13 protein-coding genes, 1 tRNA gene and 2 pseudogenes are annotated in these 16,044 nt (G+C 68.7%); 15 read left to right on the top strand and 1 reads right to left on the bottom strand.

The window, feature by feature from the left end; translation table 11 throughout:
• Positions 1-23 precede the first annotated feature (23 nt).
• From ACPL7H_RS05790 to ACPL7H_RS05835, 10 genes and pseudogenes are all read left to right on the top strand, one after another.
• Positions 24-1,136, top strand: a complete 1,113-nt coding sequence (locus ACPL7H_RS05790) for a chorismate-binding protein (RefSeq protein WP_424796101.1) — start codon at positions 24-26, stop codon at positions 1,134-1,136.
• Positions 1,137-1,243: 107 nt separating this feature from the next.
• A complete protein-coding gene (locus ACPL7H_RS05795; protein ID WP_424796102.1) occupies positions 1,244-2,086 on the top strand; it encodes an aminotransferase class IV in 843 nt (280 codons plus the stop codon).
• Positions 2,087-2,180: 94 nt separating this feature from the next.
• Positions 2,181-2,255 (top strand) — tRNA-Val (locus ACPL7H_RS05800).
• 160 nt (positions 2,256-2,415) lie between these two features.
• Positions 2,416-4,389: a threonine--tRNA ligase gene (gene thrS, locus ACPL7H_RS05805; RefSeq protein ID WP_424796103.1), complete on the top strand. Its 1,974-nt coding sequence runs from the start codon at positions 2,416-2,418 to the stop codon at positions 4,387-4,389.
• 76 nt (positions 4,390-4,465) lie between these two features.
• Positions 4,466-5,029: an HIT family protein gene (locus ACPL7H_RS05810; protein ID WP_424796104.1), complete on the top strand. Its 564-nt coding sequence runs from the start codon at positions 4,466-4,468 to the stop codon at positions 5,027-5,029.
• Between the two features lie 4 nt (positions 5,030-5,033).
• Positions 5,034-5,651: a phosphatidylinositol phosphate synthase gene (gene pgsA, locus ACPL7H_RS05815; protein WP_424796105.1), complete on the top strand. Its 618-nt coding sequence runs from the start codon at positions 5,034-5,036 to the stop codon at positions 5,649-5,651.
• Positions 5,648-6,745, top strand: coding sequence for a phosphatidylinositol mannoside acyltransferase (locus tag ACPL7H_RS05820; RefSeq protein ID WP_424796106.1), 1,098 nt, complete (start codon positions 5,648-5,650; stop codon positions 6,743-6,745). Before pgsA ends, ACPL7H_RS05820 begins: the two co-directional genes overlap by 4 nt.
• Positions 6,745-7,911 (top strand): glycosyltransferase family 4 protein, encoded by a 1,167-nt coding sequence (locus tag ACPL7H_RS05825; RefSeq protein ID WP_424796107.1) that lies wholly within the window; start codon positions 6,745-6,747, stop codon positions 7,909-7,911. Before ACPL7H_RS05820 ends, ACPL7H_RS05825 begins: the two co-directional genes overlap by 1 nt.
• Positions 7,908-8,477: a hypothetical protein gene (locus ACPL7H_RS05830; protein ID WP_424796108.1), complete on the top strand. Its 570-nt coding sequence runs from the start codon at positions 7,908-7,910 to the stop codon at positions 8,475-8,477. Before ACPL7H_RS05825 ends, ACPL7H_RS05830 begins: the two co-directional genes overlap by 4 nt.
• 133 nt (positions 8,478-8,610) lie before the next feature.
• Positions 8,611-10,007 (top strand): annotated as a pseudogene (locus tag ACPL7H_RS05835) (IS1380 family transposase).
• A 147-nt stretch (positions 10,008-10,154) separates the two neighbouring features.
• Here the strand turns inward: ACPL7H_RS05835 and ACPL7H_RS05840 are convergent.
• Positions 10,155-11,355, bottom strand: a pseudogene (locus ACPL7H_RS05840) (IS110 family transposase).
• A gap of 293 nt (positions 11,356-11,648) precedes the next feature.
• Here ACPL7H_RS05840 and ACPL7H_RS05845 point away from each other — a divergent pair.
• The 5 genes from ACPL7H_RS05845 (at position 11,649) to ACPL7H_RS05865 (ending at position 16,007) form a co-directional block, all read left to right on the top strand.
• Positions 11,649-13,037: a PrsW family intramembrane metalloprotease gene (locus tag ACPL7H_RS05845; RefSeq protein WP_424796109.1), complete on the top strand. Its 1,389-nt coding sequence runs from the start codon at positions 11,649-11,651 to the stop codon at positions 13,035-13,037.
• 108 nt (positions 13,038-13,145) lie between these two features.
• Positions 13,146-14,048, top strand: a complete 903-nt coding sequence (gene pdxS, locus ACPL7H_RS05850) for a pyridoxal 5'-phosphate synthase lyase subunit PdxS (RefSeq protein WP_424796110.1) — start codon at positions 13,146-13,148, stop codon at positions 14,046-14,048.
• On the top strand, positions 14,045-14,617 hold the full coding sequence (locus ACPL7H_RS05855; RefSeq protein ID WP_424796111.1) for an NUDIX hydrolase: 573 nt from the start codon (positions 14,045-14,047) through the stop codon (positions 14,615-14,617). Before pdxS ends, ACPL7H_RS05855 begins: the two co-directional genes overlap by 4 nt.
• Entirely contained in the window at positions 14,614-15,234 is a 621-nt protein-coding gene (gene pdxT, locus ACPL7H_RS05860; RefSeq protein ID WP_424796112.1) for a pyridoxal 5'-phosphate synthase glutaminase subunit PdxT, read from the top strand. The genes ACPL7H_RS05855 and pdxT overlap by 4 nt, the downstream gene beginning before the upstream one ends.
• Before the next feature lie 17 nt (positions 15,235-15,251).
• Positions 15,252-16,007 (top strand): YebC/PmpR family DNA-binding transcriptional regulator, encoded by a 756-nt coding sequence (locus ACPL7H_RS05865; protein ID WP_424786007.1) that lies wholly within the window; start codon positions 15,252-15,254, stop codon positions 16,005-16,007.
• The last annotated feature ends 37 nt before the right edge of the window (positions 16,008-16,044 follow it).

Raw genomic sequence — 16,044 nt, forward strand, 5'->3', positions numbered from 1 at the left:
GGGCTCGCCGTTACGGTTGAGGCATGAATCACGGTCGGGCGGAATTCGCCGGGGTGGTGGCTCGGCGGGCCGTCGACTACGCCGATCTTCGCACCGATGCCCGCGCCCTGGCCGGTGGGGGCTGGTGGGCCGTGGTGGCAGAGTTCGACGGGCCCTGGCACGCCTGGCGCTTCGCCGATGTGCGGCGGGACGCACCCCCCGGGCATGCCCGCTCCGGCGAGCCGGCCCGGGCTCGCGAGGCCGACGACGGTGATACGGCGGACGCGGGTGCCTGGCACGGCCCGGCGGGGTCGTCCTGGGTGTCATCAATGTCACAGCAGAACTATGTGGATGCGGTGGTCCGGGTGCGTCGCTACATCCGGGACGGCGCGGTCTACCAGGCGAACATCTGCCGGATACTCGCAGCCTCCATGGCAGCACGTCCCGACGCCGGCGCCCTGGCCGCGATGCTCGCCGAGGGCAACCCTGCGCCGTACGCCGGCTACATCGACGTCCCGGGCGGTGCGGGCGCCGACGGCGCAGTGGGCCTTCCGCCCGCGTGGGTGGTCACCGCGTCCCCGGAGCTGGGTCTCGGAGTCTCTGCGGGGATGGTCACCTCCGGTCCGATCAAGGGCACCGCACCCGCGCCGGAACTCCTCGCGGCGAAGGATCGCGCGGAGAACCTGATGATCACCGACCTGGTGCGCAACGACCTGCACCAGGTGTGCGATCCGGGAACGGTGGCGGTCACCGACCTGCTCGCACTGGAACACCATCCGGGCCTGGTGCACCTGGTGTCCCGGGTCCAGGGCCGGCTCTCGGCCACGGATCTGAGCGTCGGCGGTGCCGGCTGGTCGGACCTGCTCGCGGCGACCCAGCCCCCCGGATCGGTCTCCGGTGCGCCGAAGGCGGCCGCGCTGGAGATCATCGGGGAACTGGAACCGGCCCGTCGCGGACCCTACTGCGGGCAGATCGGCTGGATCGACGCCGATGCGGGCACCGCGTGCCTGGCGGTGGGCATCCGGACCTTCTGGTGGGAGTCGGGCATCCTGCGCTTCGGCACCGGGGCTGGGATCACCTACGGGTCGGACCCGCAGGGAGAGTGGGCCGAGACCGAGCTCAAGGCCGCGCGATTGGTGGGCCTGGCCTCGTCCTGACCCCAGCGCGGGGACGAGACGGTGGCGGCCGCCGGGTACGGGGTGGCGGCCACCGGGGAGGAGCGGGGTGGCGGTGCGCCGCCACCACCTCTGGCAGAGTGGTGACCATGATCGTGTGGTTCGACGGATCCATCCGCCCCTCCAGCGCCGGCCTCGTTGACGCCCTCGACCACGGACTGACCGTGGGTGACGGGGTGTTCGAGACCTGCGAGCTCCGCCAGGGACAGGTCTTCGCCCTGACTCGGCACCTGCACAGGCTCCACCGTTCGGCCACCGGGTTGGGTCTGAAGGCGCCGCAGGAGCAGCAGGTGCGCGAGGCCGTGGAGGCAGTCGCCCAGGAGTGGCGGCGCACCCGGGGCGAGGAGGAGTTGGGCCGGCTGCGGATCACCTGGACCGACGGGCCCGGGCCGCTAGGTTCGGAGCGTTTGGAGACCCCCGGCACGCTGGTGGTCGCCGCTGCCCCCGGCAAGGCTCCCGGGCCCGTGCGGGTACGGGTGGTGCCGTGGACCCGCAACGAACGCTCCGCCGTCGCCGGGCTGAAGACCACGTCCTACGCCGAGAACGCCCGCGCGCTCGCCTACGCCGCCGAGCAGGGCGATGGGGAGGCGATCTTCGCCAATACCCGGGGAGAGTTGTGCGAGGGCACCGGTACGAACATCTTCCTCGAGTCCGACGGGGTGCTGATCACCCCGCGGTTGGAGTCGGGCTGCCTGGCCGGGATCACCCGAGCGTTGGTGCTGGAGTGGGCCGGGGATTACGGCATCGAGGTGCGCGAGGAGACGTTGCCGCTCTCGGCGCTGCACGAGGCGCAGCATGCGGCTCTGACGTCCTCCACGCGAGGCTTGGTGCCGGTCGTGGCGGTGGACCGACGGGAACTCCACCCCGGCCCGGCCACATCGATGCTCGGGCGGGAGTTCACCGCTCGCTCGGTTCAGCAGATCGATCCGTAGCACGCGCGGCAACTGCGGTCCGGATCACGCTCGCGGTGTGCAGAACCCGAGCGCGGTGCTGGTAATATCCTTTACTGCGTCCACACGACGCCCCGGGCGATTGGCTCAGCGGTAGAGCGCCTCGTTCACACCGAGGAGGTCACTGGTTCGATCCCAGTATCGCCCACCACACCGAAAGGCTCCGGGCCGGTGGAATCCGCGGACGGAGCCTTTTCAGGTATGTACCGACGGTTCCGAGCCGGGGGTACCGGCATTTGCCGTGTGAGGACCTGGGCGTCCCTGGGTAGGATCAACCGGTCCCTGCACCCCACCTGAACCAGGAGTTCGCCGTGTCCGATGACGCAGTGCACGCCCCGTCCCAGCAGCACACCGGGGGCGAGCCGGGCACCACGGGAACCGACCTGTACGGCGATCGCCGCGAGGTAGTCGCGATGCGGGTGAACGGGGAGCTGCAGGACCTCTTCCGCAGCGTGCCCGCCGGCGCCGACGTCGAACCGGTGCTCATCGACAGCCCCGACGGCCTGGACATCCTGCGCCACTCCGCTGCGCACGTGCTGGCCCAAGCCGTGCAGCAGGCGGACCCGCAGGCGAAGCTGGGTATCGGGCCGCCGATCAAGGACGGCTTCTACTACGACTTCGACGTCGCCGAGCCGTTCACCCCGGAGGACCTGAAGAAGCTGGAGAAGGCGATGCAGCGCATCATCAACTCCGGGCAGACCTTCGCCCGCCGGGTGGTCGATGAGGACGAGGCACGCGCCGAACTCGGGACCGAGCCGTACAAACTGGAACTCATCGGGCTGAAGGGCAGCAGCGCCGCCGACGACGCCGAGGGTGCCTCGGTGGAGGTCGGTGGCGGTGAACTGACCATCTACGACAACCTCGACCGCACCGGCGAGGTGGTCTGGGGCGACCTGTGCCGCGGCCCGCACCTGCCCAGCACCAAGATCATCGGCAACGCCTTCACCCTCATGCGCAGCGCGGCCGCGTACTGGCGGGGCAGTGAGAAGAACCCGCAACTGCAGCGCATCTACGGCACCGCGTGGCCGAGCAAGGCCGAACTGCGCGGACACCTGGACCGCATCGCCGAGGCGGAGCGCCGCGATCACCGCCGACTGGGCGTGGAGTTGGACCTGTTCTCCTTCCCGGAAGAGTTGGGCTCGGGCCTTCCGGTGTTCCACCCCAAGGGGGGCGTGCTGCGCCGTGAGATGGAGGACTACGTCCGGCGCCGCCACATCGAGGAGGGTTTCGAGTACGTCGCCACCCCGCATGTGAGCAAGGAGGGCCTGTTCCACACCTCCGGCCATCTGCCCTACTACGCCGACACCATGTTCCCGGCGATGGAGTTCGAGGGCTCGAACTACTACCTCAAGGCGATGAACTGCCCGATGCACAACCTCATCTATCGCTCGCGCGGCCGCTCCTACCGGGAGCTGCCGCTGCGGCTGTTCGAGTTCGGGTCGGTCTACCGGTACGAGAAGTCCGGGGTGGTACACGGCCTGACCCGGGTGCGTGGGCTGACCATGGACGACTCCCACTCCTACGTCACCGCCGAGCAGGTGCCCGGTGAGATCCGCCACCTGCTGGACTTCATCCTCGGGCTGCTGCGCGACTTCGGACTGACCGACTACTACCTGGAACTGTCCACCCGCGGCGAGGGGGACAAGTTCATGGGTACCTCCGAGCAGTGGGAGGAGGCCACTGCGGTGCTGCAGCAGGTGGCCGAGGAGTCCGGGCTGGAACTGGTGCCCGACCCCGGTGGTGCAGCCTTCTACGGACCGAAGATCTCGGTGCAGGCCCGCGATGCGATCGGGCGCAGTTGGCAGATGTCGACCGTGCAGTTGGACTTCAACCAGCCCGAGGGCTTCGACTTGGAGTACCAGGCCGCCGACGGCACCCGGAAGCAGCCGGTGATGATCCATTCGGCCAAGTTCGGCTCCATCGAGCGGTTCATCGGTGTCCTCACCGAGCACTACGCCGGGGCGTTCCCGCCCTGGTTGGCGCCGGTGCAGGTGGTCGCGATCCCGGTGGCGGAAGTGTTCAACGACTACCTGGAGCAAGTGGCCGAAACGTTGCGCACCGAGGGCATCCGGGTGGAGGTGGACACCGGCGATGACCGGTTCGCCAAGAAGATCCGGACCCACACCAAGGCCAAGGTCCCCTTCCAACTGATCGCCGGTGGCGAGGACGTGGAAGCCGGGGCGGTGTCCTTCCGGTTCCGGGACGGCTCTCAGCGCAACACGGTGCCGGTGGCCGAAGCGGTCGCGCTGATCACCGCAGCGGTGCGGGACCGGGTCCAGGTCTGACCGCCCGCGCCCGGGCGCGGGCGTGAACGCGCCGGAGGACCCGGCTAACCCGCCCGCAGTCCGTAGGATCACCGGTATGCCGATCGGACCAGACCAGCCACCGATGCAGGACGGTGCGCCGCTACCGGGGACCCCGGACGGTTTCGAGCGACTGTGGACCCCGCATCGGATGGCCTACATCGACGGTGAGGCCAAGCCCCGTAGTTCCGACGCCGGTGCGGACTGCCCGTTCTGCCGGGCACCGGAGGGCGAGGATGCCGACGCCCTGATCGTGCACCGCGGTGACCGTTGCTACGTGGTGCTGAACCTGTTCCCGTACAACCCCGGACACCTGCTGATCTGTCCCTACCGGCACGTACCGGACCTGACTGAGATGGACACCGGTGAGCGACACGAGATGATGGATCTGAGCGAGACCGCCATGCGGGTGCTCCGCGCCGCGAAACGGCCCGACGGGTTCAACCTGGGCATGAACTCCGGTCACAGCGCCGGGGCGGGGGTCGCCGCACACGCCCACCAACACATCGTGCCGCGATGGGCGGGGGATGCGAACTTCCTGCCGATCATCGCCCGCACCAAGGCGGTACCCGAACTGCTGGCCGACACCCGAGCGGCGCTGGCCGCGGCGTGGACCGGGTGAGCCGGTGCTGGGCAAACACGGCAGGGGAGTGAGTGGCCGGATCTTCGGACCGGTCGCGCAGTGGTTGTTGCGCCGGGGGATCGGACCCAACACCGTGTCCATCACCGGCACCGTTGCAGCGATCGTCGCCGCGCTGGCCCTGCTCGGAACGGGCCGGTTGGTGATCGGGCCGATCGCGATCGGCCTGATCCTGTTGACCGACTCGCTCGACGGCATCATGGCCCGTCAGGGCCCCGGACCCACCGACTTCGGTTCCTTCCTGGACTCCACCCTGGACCGCCTGGCCGACGCCGCGGTGTTCCTGGGTCTGGTGATCTACTTCGTACGGTTCACCGAAGGACCCGTGAGCGGCTACGGGGTGGTCGCCGCGACGGTGTGCATGGCGCTGGCGATGACCGTCTCCTACGCCCGGGCGAAGGCCGAATCGTTGGGACGGACCGCCGGTGTGGGGTTGGCCGAGCGGGCCGACCGGCTCGTGGTAGCGCTGGCGGCCGCTCTCGCCGTCGGGCTGGGACTGAGTCCGTGGCTACTCGTGGTGGTGCTGGGCCTGTTGGCGCTGGCCAGCGCGGTCACGGTGACCCAACGAATCGTGGCGGTGTGGCGTCAGGGGGAGGCCAGGTGAACTCAGCACGTCTGTTCGCCCTGGCCTGGCGGGTGCTGCCGTACTTGCCGGAGGTATGCACCCGGACGTTGTTCGACGTCGCGGCCCGGGTGGTCCACGTCCTGCGGATACCGGCGGTGCGTCAGCTGGAGGCCAACCTGTCCCGGCTGCGCCCGGACCTGGACCGGCGCGCGCTGCGCCGGGTGAGCCGGGCCGGGATGCGCTCCTACCTTCGTTACTTCGGTGAGGTCTTCACCCTGCGGGGATTGCGCCCCGAGCAGATCGCGGCCCGGGTTCGCGCCGTCGATGACCAGGTGGCCCGGCGCCACCTCGACCAGGGCCGGAGCGTCGTCGCGGCGTTGGGGCACACCGGCAACTGGGATCTGGCCGGAGCCTGGAGCGGACAGCACCTGGCCCGGGTGCTGACCGTGGCCGAGGTACTGGAACCGAGGGGATTGTTCGAGGAGTTCCTCCGCTTCCGGGCCGATCTGGGGATGGACGTGATCGGACTGACCAAGGACGGCTCGGTGCTGCGCACCCTGATCCGCAGATCCCGCGAGCGCACGTACCTGGTGCCGTTGCTGGCAGACCGGGACCTGAGCCGGCGCAGCGTGGAGGTCCGGGCCGCCGGGCACCCGATGCGGGTGGCCCCCGGCCCGGCGGCGTTGGCGCTGGCGCTGAAAGCACCGCTGGTGCAGGCCTTCGTCCGGCACGAACGGTTGCGCGGGCGCCGCCGGAAGGCAGCAGGCTCACCGTGGGGGACCGTGATCGAGTTCGTTCCGATCGAGATTCCACACCACCTCAGCGGGAGCGAGCAACTGGTTGCGATCAGCCAGGCCTGGGTGGATGTGCTCGTCGAGCGCATCCAGGCCTATCCGGACCAGTGGCACATGCTCGCGCCTGTCTTCACCGCTGATCTCGACCCGCAGCGCCTGGCCCGCGCGCGCGCCGGGGCCGACGACGACGTGCTCGCCGGCGTCGTGGCGGACGACGACGTCAGCGGCCGGGGGGCGACGACGGTCACCGACGACGGCGGCGAGCCCGGGGCGGCCACGAGGCCCGAGGAGGACGGGCCGGCGCAGCAGCGGCCCGAATCCCGCGAGGATGGCCGCTGATGCGTATCGGTCTGGTCTGCCCCTACTCCTTCGACATGCCAGGCGGTGTGCAGTTCCACGTGCGTGACCTTGCCGAGAAGTTGCTCGAGCAGGGCGAGTCGGTGCAGGTGCTGGCCCCCGCGGATGAGAAGACCGAGATCCCGGACTACGTCACCTCCTCCGGCGGGGCGTTGCCGGTGCGCTACAACGGTTCGGTGGCCCGTTTGAGTTTCGGGCCGGTCGCCGCCGCCCGCACGCAGCGGTGGCTGGCCGGCGGCGACTTCGACGTCGTGCACATCCATGAGCCGTTCGCTCCCTCGGTCTCCCTGATCGCACTGCGCCAGGCGGAGGCCCCGGTGGTGGCCACCTTCCACTCCGCCCAGACCCGGTCCCGGGCACTGCAGGCGGCCTACCCCCTGGTGCGCCCGGGTCTGGAGCGTATCCGGGCCCGGATCGCCGTCAGCGAGGATGCCCGCAGCACCGTGGTGGACCACCTCGGCGGGGACGCGGTGATCATCCCCAACGGAGTGTTCACCAGGCGGTTCGCCCAGGCCCGCGGCGCGCAGGAGTGGGTGGGGACGGCCCAGGAGCCCACGATCGCCTTCCTGGGACGGTTGGACGAGCCACGCAAGGGCCTGCAGGTGCTCGCCACCGCGGTACCCACGGTGCTGCAGCGCCATCCGGGAGCCCGGTTCCTGATCGCCGGGCAGGGCGATGCCACACCGGTGCGTGCCGAACTGGCGCACCACGGGTCCGCGGTGCAGTTCCTCGGGGGCATCAGCGAGCGGGACAAGACGGCGCTGCTGTCCTCGGTGGACCTCTACATCGCGCCGCAGACCGGAGGGGAGAGTTTCGGGATCGTGATCATCGAGGCACTCAGTGCCGGCGCCGGGGTGATCGCCTCCGATCTGTTGGCTTTCCAGCGGGTCCTCGATGGTGGCCGCAGCGGGTACCTGTTCCGAACCGGGGACGCCGCGCATCTGTCCGAGGTCATCGATGAGGCGCTCACCGACACCGACGGACGCCTCCAGCGGCACGAGTACGCGCGCGAGGCGGTGCGCCGGTACGACTGGGACACCGTCACCGCCCAGATCCGGGAGGTCTATCAGATGGTCGCCGAGGCCGCACAGGTCCAGGCCACCTCCCGACGCCCGAACCTGCGCGACTGGCTGGGCCGGAACCGATGAGCGCCGCCGAGATCGTCCTGGTCGCCCTCGCGGTCGCGGCCCTGCTCGCCCTCCTGCTCTGGAGCGTGGCCCAGCGCCTGGATCGGCTGCACCGCCGTGAGTTCCAGACCCGCGCCACCCTGGAGGCACAACTGGTGCACCGCGCCGATACCGCCGCGGAACTGGCTTCCAGCGGGCTGTTGGATCCGGCGAGTTCGGTGCTGGTGGCCGACGCCGCGCTGGCCTCGATGGGGGCGGTGCGCCTGGTCGGGGAGGAGGAGGCCAGTGGGGCGGTCACCGCAGCCGAACGGGGGCTGATCGAGAGCGACCTGAGTCGTACGCTGCGGGCGGCCCTGGATACCGAGGGAGAGGGCGCCCGGCAAGTGCCACCCCAGCCGGGGGATGAGTCCGACCTGGTCGGCAGGATGCGTCAGGTGCAGAACCGGGTGCAACTGGCGCGCCGGTTCCACAATGACGCGGTGGTGCAGATCCAGCAGATCCGACGGTTGGCGCTGGTCCGGATCTTCCGATTGCCCGGGCACGCACCGATGCCGGTCACCTTCGAGATGGATGACGCGCGTGTGTGAGTTCTGCCTCTAAGCCTGGATCCACCGATTGAGTTGGCGCAGGTGCGGCGCGTAAGAGCGAGAATGCCCTCCTGACCTGGGAAAATACGACTTGTTCAAGGTACGTATCCCACGCAAGAAGGGCATCTCGTAGATGCAACTGTCTCATAGGTCGCCGGTAGTTTCGGCGAGGTTCGATGATCCCAATCTCGTGTCGGCCGCTGGGTTGGTGCCGTTGATGGCCCTGGCCCGTAAAGCCGACCTGGGCGCCCTGGCGCAGGAGCGGTTGAGTATCGCTGGTGACAAGGGCGCCAACGCCGGGGCGAAGATGTCCTCGCTGGTGGCTGGGATGGCCGCCGGGGCGGACAGTATCGATGACATGGCCCTGTTACGGCATGGGGCGATGGGCAAGATCTTCACTCGCCCTTATGCGCCGTCGACGTTGGGCTCGTTCTTGCGGTCCTTCACCTTCGGACACGTACGCCAAGGCGATGCCATCGCCTCGCGGTTTCTGGGCAACTTGGCCCAGCACACCGACCTGCTCGGCGATGGCGCCGATACCGGACCGGTGATGGTCGATATCGATGACACCATTATCGAAGTCCATGGCTATGCCAAGCAGGGAGCGGGGTTCGGCTACTCCGGGGTGCGGGGGCTGAACGCACTGCTGGCCACCGTCTCGGGTGAGTCCTTCGCCCCGGTGATCGGCGCCCAGCGGCTACGCAAAGGCTCAACCGGCTCACCCCGCGGGGCCAAACGGCTGGCTACCGATACGTTGGCGCTGATCGGCCGCACCCATCTGGCCGGGCGGGCGGTGCTGGTGCGTGCTGATGCGGCGTTCTACTCCCGATCTTTGGTGGCCGCCTGCCAAAAGGCCGGAGCGCAGGTGTCGATCACGGTGCGGATGGACCCTGCGATCAAGCGCGCCATCGCCGCCATCGAGGAGTGGGAGACGATCAAGTACACCGAGGCGATCTTCGATGAAGCTACCGGCAAGTGGATCTCACGGGCCGAAGTTGCTGAGATCGACTACACCGCTTTCACTTCCAAGAAGAAGGCCCAGCACATCCCCGGGCGCTTGTGGTGCGCCGCATCTCAGAATTGAACCCGAAGAAGAACACCGGGCAGGGCACGTTGTTCGATACCTGGCGCTTCCACGCCTTCTTCACCACCAGCAGCACCGACCAGCGCGATACCGTCGTTGCTGATCAGGTCCACCGGGCCCACGCGATCATCGAAAACGTCCACGCCGATCTGAAGGCCGGGCCGCTGGCGCACCTGCCCTCAGGGGTGTTCAACGCCAACGCCGCCTGGCTGGTCTGCGCGGTGATGGCCTTCAACCTCACCCGCGCCGCCGCCACGACCACCAAGAACAGCGACCTGGCCCGGGCCCACACCGCCACGATCCGGCGCAAGTTGATCAACATCCCCGCCCGGGTGGCTTCCTCAGCCCGGCGCCTGCGGCTACATCTGCCAACGAACTGGCCCTGGCACCAGGCCTGGACGAACCTTTACGACCACGTCCTGCCGGCCCGAGCACCATCCACCTGAGCGCCAACTCCTGCACCGACGACCAAGGAATTCCAAGTGGAAAAGCCGGAAAGACCGGCGGCTTCCCCCTGCCCTTGCAGCGTTTCGAGCACCTCAACCCGCATCAACTCGCCTTATCGGCCCATCGGTGGAATCTCAATGAAGTTGTCAAGCGGTTCGTAGCGGTGGATTCGACGTGAAGACGCGGTTGTCGCGCAGTAGCGCCCAGAGCACGTCGACCCGGCGACGGGCCAGGCAGATGAGTGCCTGGACGTGCTTGTCGCCCTCGCTGCGTTTCTTCAGGTAGTAGTCCCGGTTGGGTCCTTCTCGCATCATCGCTGCGTTGGCGGAGAGGTAGAACACGCGCCGCAGCTTGCGGGAGTAGCGCATCGGGCGGTGCATGTTCTGAGTCCGCCGACCCGAGTCCCGTGGCACCGGGACCAGCCCAGCGGCTGAAGCGAGACGGCCAGCGTTGGCATAGCCGTTGAGATCGCCCGCTGCAGCGATGAGTTCGGCGCCCAGGATCGGCCCCATGCCGGGCAACGACTCCAATGATCTCGGCCTGGGGATGGGCTCGGAACGTATCGGTGACCCGGGCATCAAGGTCCTTGAGCCGCTCATCGAGCGCCAGCAACTGGGTGGCCAGGTCGGCCACGACTGTCGCGGCCACGTCTTGGCCGGGGACCACCGTGTGCTGGGTAGTTGCGGCGGCGACGGCATCGGCAGCGATCTGCGCAGCGCTGCGGACCTTGCGCTTGCCCAGCCAGGCCTGCAGCCGTGACTTACCCATCTTCCGGATCGCCGCAGGAGTCTGGTAGCGGGTCAACAAGGTCAGCGCACCACGGCTGTGGGCATAGTCGAAAGCCCGCTCCAGCGCAGGGAAGTAGCCACTGAGCACGTCACGGAGCCGGTTGACCATGCGGACTCGGTCAGCAACCAGATCGGTGCGGTGAGTGACCAGCAGCCGCAACTGGGCCACCAACGTCGCCGACACCTCCACCTCGCTCAGATCACCACGTTGGCGCACAGACTCAGCGATCACGTAGGCGTCGCGGGCATCGGTCTTCGCCTCACCGCGGTAGGTCTCAGACATCCTGTTCACGATCCGGCCCGGCACATACTTCACCGTCTGGTCATGGGCGGCCAGCAATGCCAGCAACAGGCCCGACATCGTTCCGGTGACGTCCACAGCCCACGTCACATGAGCAGCACGAGAGCGGACCTCGTTGATCACCTCACAGATCGTGGTCTCGTCGTTGATCACCTTGCTCGACCACAACATCTCACCGGACTCATCGTTCAGAGACACCCAGTGATGCCCCTTGCCGACATCGACTCCAGCCCAGCCCTGAGAAACTGACTCTTCCATCCTTACCAACCCCTCCTTCGCCGACTCAACTTCATCATCGGCCCGAAGGGGGCTCCTCGCTGGCAGATCCGTAAACAGCGACCGAAACGCGCATCTCAATCAGCAGCCAAGGCACCCCGGAGGAGCCGGGCGGCCCATTCCACCGGAGCCACCCCAAAGGCGATCAAGGCTCAGCCACACCCGACCCTCCCGGGCCACCCAACAACTTACGGATCGAGGCTAAGGTATTCCCCATGTCGGAGAACCTGCCGCCCCGGCAGAACGGCTTGGGGGCGCGGAATGATGCGCCGAGCATGCATGAGGCACGCCCGGGGGCCGCGCATCAGCACGGGGATCAGCCCGCCGGGGCGCCCTACCCACCACCGGCCCCCGCGCCCGGGCCCACCGGCCAGCAGTACCCGCCGCCGCCGGTCCAGCAGACTCCCCAGCCACAACAACAGGGCGGGGTACGGTCGGCCGCTACCGGGCACACCTATCCCCGAGCGGTACGCCCCGGTGGGTTCGCCCCATCTCCGGCCCAGTACGGCAGCATGGCCGCCGGCCACGCACCGCCGCAGAACACCACCGGGGAACTGGAGCAGGTGTGGTGGTCCGGGCAGCCGGAGAGCAACCGGTGGGTCTTCAACTGGGTGGCCTACGCCGCCGGTGGGTTGATGATGCTGATCCTGATCGGGATCATCATGTACAACACCGGCACCTCGGCCACCCTGGCCGGCTTCCTGCTGGCGTTGGTTCCCCTGACGATCGTGCTCGCCGGTGTGGTGTGGCTGGACCGTTGGGAACCAGAGCCCAAGTCGCTGCTGCTGGTGGCCCTGTTGTGGGGTGCGGGCGTATCCACGCTGACCTCTTACTGGCTGAACACCGCAGTGGTCATCCGGATCTTCGAGGCTACCGGCGATCCGGAGCAGGCCACCCTCATGGGTGCGGTGGTCGTTGCCCCGGTGGTCGAGGAGATCACCAAGGGCCTGGGCATCCTGCTGATCTTCCTGCTCCGCCGCGAACACTTCGACGGCCCAGTGGACGGTGTGGTCTACGCTGCGACCGTCGGTGCCGGCTTCGCCTTCACCGAGAACATCCTGTACTTCGCCCAGAGCGAGGACGTGGTCTGGCTCGTGTTCGTGATGCGGGGCCTGGCTTCGCCGTTCGCGCACGCGCTGTTCTCCGCGTGCGTGGGTATCGCCCTGGGACTGGCGGCCCGCCGGTCCACCGCGGTTGCGGTCGGGCTCGCCTTCCCCGCCGGTCTGGTGGCCGCGATGGGCCTGCATGCACTGTGGAACGGCAGCGCCAGCCTGGGCAACACCTTCCTGCTGTTGTACTTCGTGGTGCAGGTGCCGCTGTTCATCGCGACCATCGTGCTCATGGTGTGGCTGCGACGGCAGGAATCGGATGTGGTCCGGGCCCGGTTGTCCGAGTACGCCCACGCCGGTTGGTTCGCCTGGCACGAGGTGGACATGCTCGCCTCGCTGCGCACCCGCAGCCAGGCCCGGCAGTGGGCAGGGACCTTCGGTGAGTCGGCCAAGCAGGCGATGAAGGCCTTCCAACGCGACGCCACCCAACTGGCCTATCTGCGTCAGCACGTGCTCACCGGGCGCGGAATGAAGCGAGCCCACCGCAGCGAGCACGAGATCCTCAACCAACTCCAGCAGGACCGGCACACGTTCGTCTCCCGCGCCCAACGCTGATCGGTCCGCCACCGCTGATCGGCCCCGCCCGGCGAGCCCCGGGCGGGGCGCAGTAGAGTAGTAGGTGGTCACCTGACCCCACATCAACTCACGCGGAGGTTCACACCCGTGGCAGACGTCCCTGTTTCCCCCACCACCGGCACCGCGCGCGTCAAGCGCGGCATGGCGGACATGCTCAAGGGGGGTGTGATCATGGACGTGGTCACCCCCGAGCAGGCCAAGATCGCTGAGGACGCCGGTGCGGTGGCGGTGATGGCACTGGAACGGGTACCCGCCGACATCCGGGCTCAGGGCGGCGTCTCCCGGATGAGCGACCCGGACATGATCGACGGGATCATCGAGGCGGTCTCCATCCCGGTGATGGCCAAGGCCCGGATCGGTCACTTCGTCGAGGCGCAGGTGCTGCAGGCCCTCGGCGTGGACTACATCGACGAGTCCGAGGTGCTCAGCCCGGCCGACTACACCCACCACATCGACAAGTTCAACTTCACCGTGCCGTTCGTGTGCGGGGCCACCAACCTGGGTGAGGCACTACGGCGCATCAACGAGGGCGCGGCGATGATCCGTTCCAAGGGGGAGGCCGGCACCGGGGACGTGTCCAACGCCGTGCAGCACATGCGCACCATCCGCACCGAGGTTGCCCGCCTGGCCTCCCTGCCGGCCGATGAACTATACGTGGCCGCCAAGGAGCTCCAGGCGCCCTACCCCCTGGTCCGCGACGTCGCCGAGGCCGGTCGGTTGCCGGTGGTGCTGTTCACCGCCGGGGGTATCGCAACCCCGGCCGACGCGGCCCTGATGATGCAACTCGGGGCCGAGGGCGTCTTCGTGGGCTCGGGAATCTTCAAGTCCGGTAATCCCGCCGAGCGCGCAGGGGCGATCGTCAAGGCCACCGCCGCCTACGACGACCCCGACGAGTTGGCGAAGGTCTCCCGCGGGCTGGGGGAGGCCATGGTCGGGCTCAACGTCGACGACATCCCGGCCCCGCACCGGCTGGCCGAACGCGGCTGGTGAGGCCCCGGGCAACCAACCTCGGCCCCGGCTGGAGCCTGGGCGAGGACGGGCTGTTCCGGCGCCGGGCCGCGCGGGTGCTGCTGGTTGATGAGCACGACCGGTTACTGCTGGTGCGCGGCCATGACGTGGACCAGCCCGAGCGCACCTGGTGGTTCACCGTCGGCGGCGGCATCGACCCGGGGGAGAGCGCGCGGGAGGCGGCGGTGCGCGAGGTCAGGGAGGAATCCGGACTGGCCGTGAGCGCAGCGGACCTGGTGGGCCCGGTCCTGACCCGCTCGGCGATCTTCGACTTCCAACGAGAGCACGTGCGTCAGGACGAGGAGTTCTTCCTGGCCCGGATCGAGCGGGCCGGCGCCGTCCGCACGGACGGCTGGACCGCCGTCGAGCGGAGTTTCATGGACGAGGCGCGTTGGTGGGGTCTGGCCGAACTGGCTCGGGTGCAGGTGGAGGTGTTTCCGGAGAACCTCGCCGAGTTGACCGCGCAACTGTTGGGCGGGTGGGACGGCCGGGTGCGTCACCTCGGCCTGGCCACCGGGACCGACGACGCCGCCACCACGCCCCGCCGGTGAGCACGCCACGGGTGGGGGTGCTCGCCGTCCAGGGGGACGTGCCCGAGCACCTGCGTGCCCTGGAGGCGGTGGGCGCACGTGCGGGCACGGTGCGCCACCGCGCCGACCTGGGGACCATCGACGCGCTGGTGCTGCCGGGCGGGGAATCCACCGCGATCGCCACGCTCCTGGTGCACCGGCAGATGATGCAGCCGATCCGCGAGGCGATCGCCGCCGGGATGCCGGTGTACGGGTCCTGCGCCGGCATGATCCTGCTGGCCGATGAGGTCCTGGACGGGGTTGCCGGCCAGCACGGTATCGGTGGCCTGGACATCACGGTGCGCCGCAATGCCTTCGGCTCGCAGGTGCACTCCTTCGAGACCGAGCTGCTCGCGCCGGAGGTCCTCGGAGGGCACAGCGACGAACCGCTGCGGGCGGTGTTCATCCGCGCGCCCTGGGTCGAGCGTGCCGGTCCGGAGGTGCAGGTGCTTGCCCGTGTGGGTGCCGGCCCTGCTGGCGGTAGAATCGTGGCCGTCCGCCAGGGTGTGTTGATGGCGACGGCATTCCATCCGGAGATCGGATCGGACCTTCGCATCCACCGCGCATTCGTCGACATGGTCGCCACGCACCTGGGTTGAGCGCAGGAGAGGAAGATATGGCCGGTCACTCGAAATGGGCCACCACCAAGCACAAGAAGGCAGCCAACGACGCCAAGCGTGGCAAGTTGTTCGCCAAGCTGGTCAAGAACATCGAGGTGGCTGCTCGCACCGGGGGTGGTGACCCGGCCGCGAACCCCACCCTGTACGACGCGATCCAGAAGGCCAAGAAGACCTCGGTCCCCAACGACAACATCGACCGGGCGGTCAAGCGAGGGTCCGGCCTGGAGGCCGGCGCCGCCGACTACGAGACCATCATGTACGAGGGGTACGCGCCCGGTGGTGTCGCGGTACTGGTGGAGTGCCTGACCGATAACCGCAATCGTGCGGCCTCCGATGTGCGGGTCGCCTTCACCCGCAACGGCGGCTCCCTCGCCGACCCCGGCAGCGTGTCCTATCTGTTCAACCGCAAAGGTGTGGTGATCGTTCCCAAGGCGGACGGCCTGACCGAGGACGACGTGCTGCTGGCGGTCCTGGAGGCCGGCGCCGAGGAGGTCAACGATCTGGGAGAGGCCTTCGAGGTGCTCAGCGAGGCCACCGACTTCGTGTCGGTGCGCTCCGCGCTGCAGGAGGCCGGGATCGACTACGACTCGGCCGAGGCGTCCTTCGTGCCGACCACCCAGATCGAGGTCGACGCCGACGGCGCCAAGAAGGTGCTCAGCCTGATCGAGGCGCTGGATGACTCCGACGACGTGCAGAACGTCTACGCCAACTTCGACGCCTCCGATGAGGTGCTCGCCGCCGTCGAACTCTGAGACCGCGGCGGGAATGCACCCGTGTCGCTGCGGCCCG

It is taken from the genome of Pseudactinotalea sp. Z1732, assembly GCF_049724975.1.
Classification (GTDB): Bacteria; Actinomycetota; Actinomycetes; order Actinomycetales; family Beutenbergiaceae; genus CALKWS01.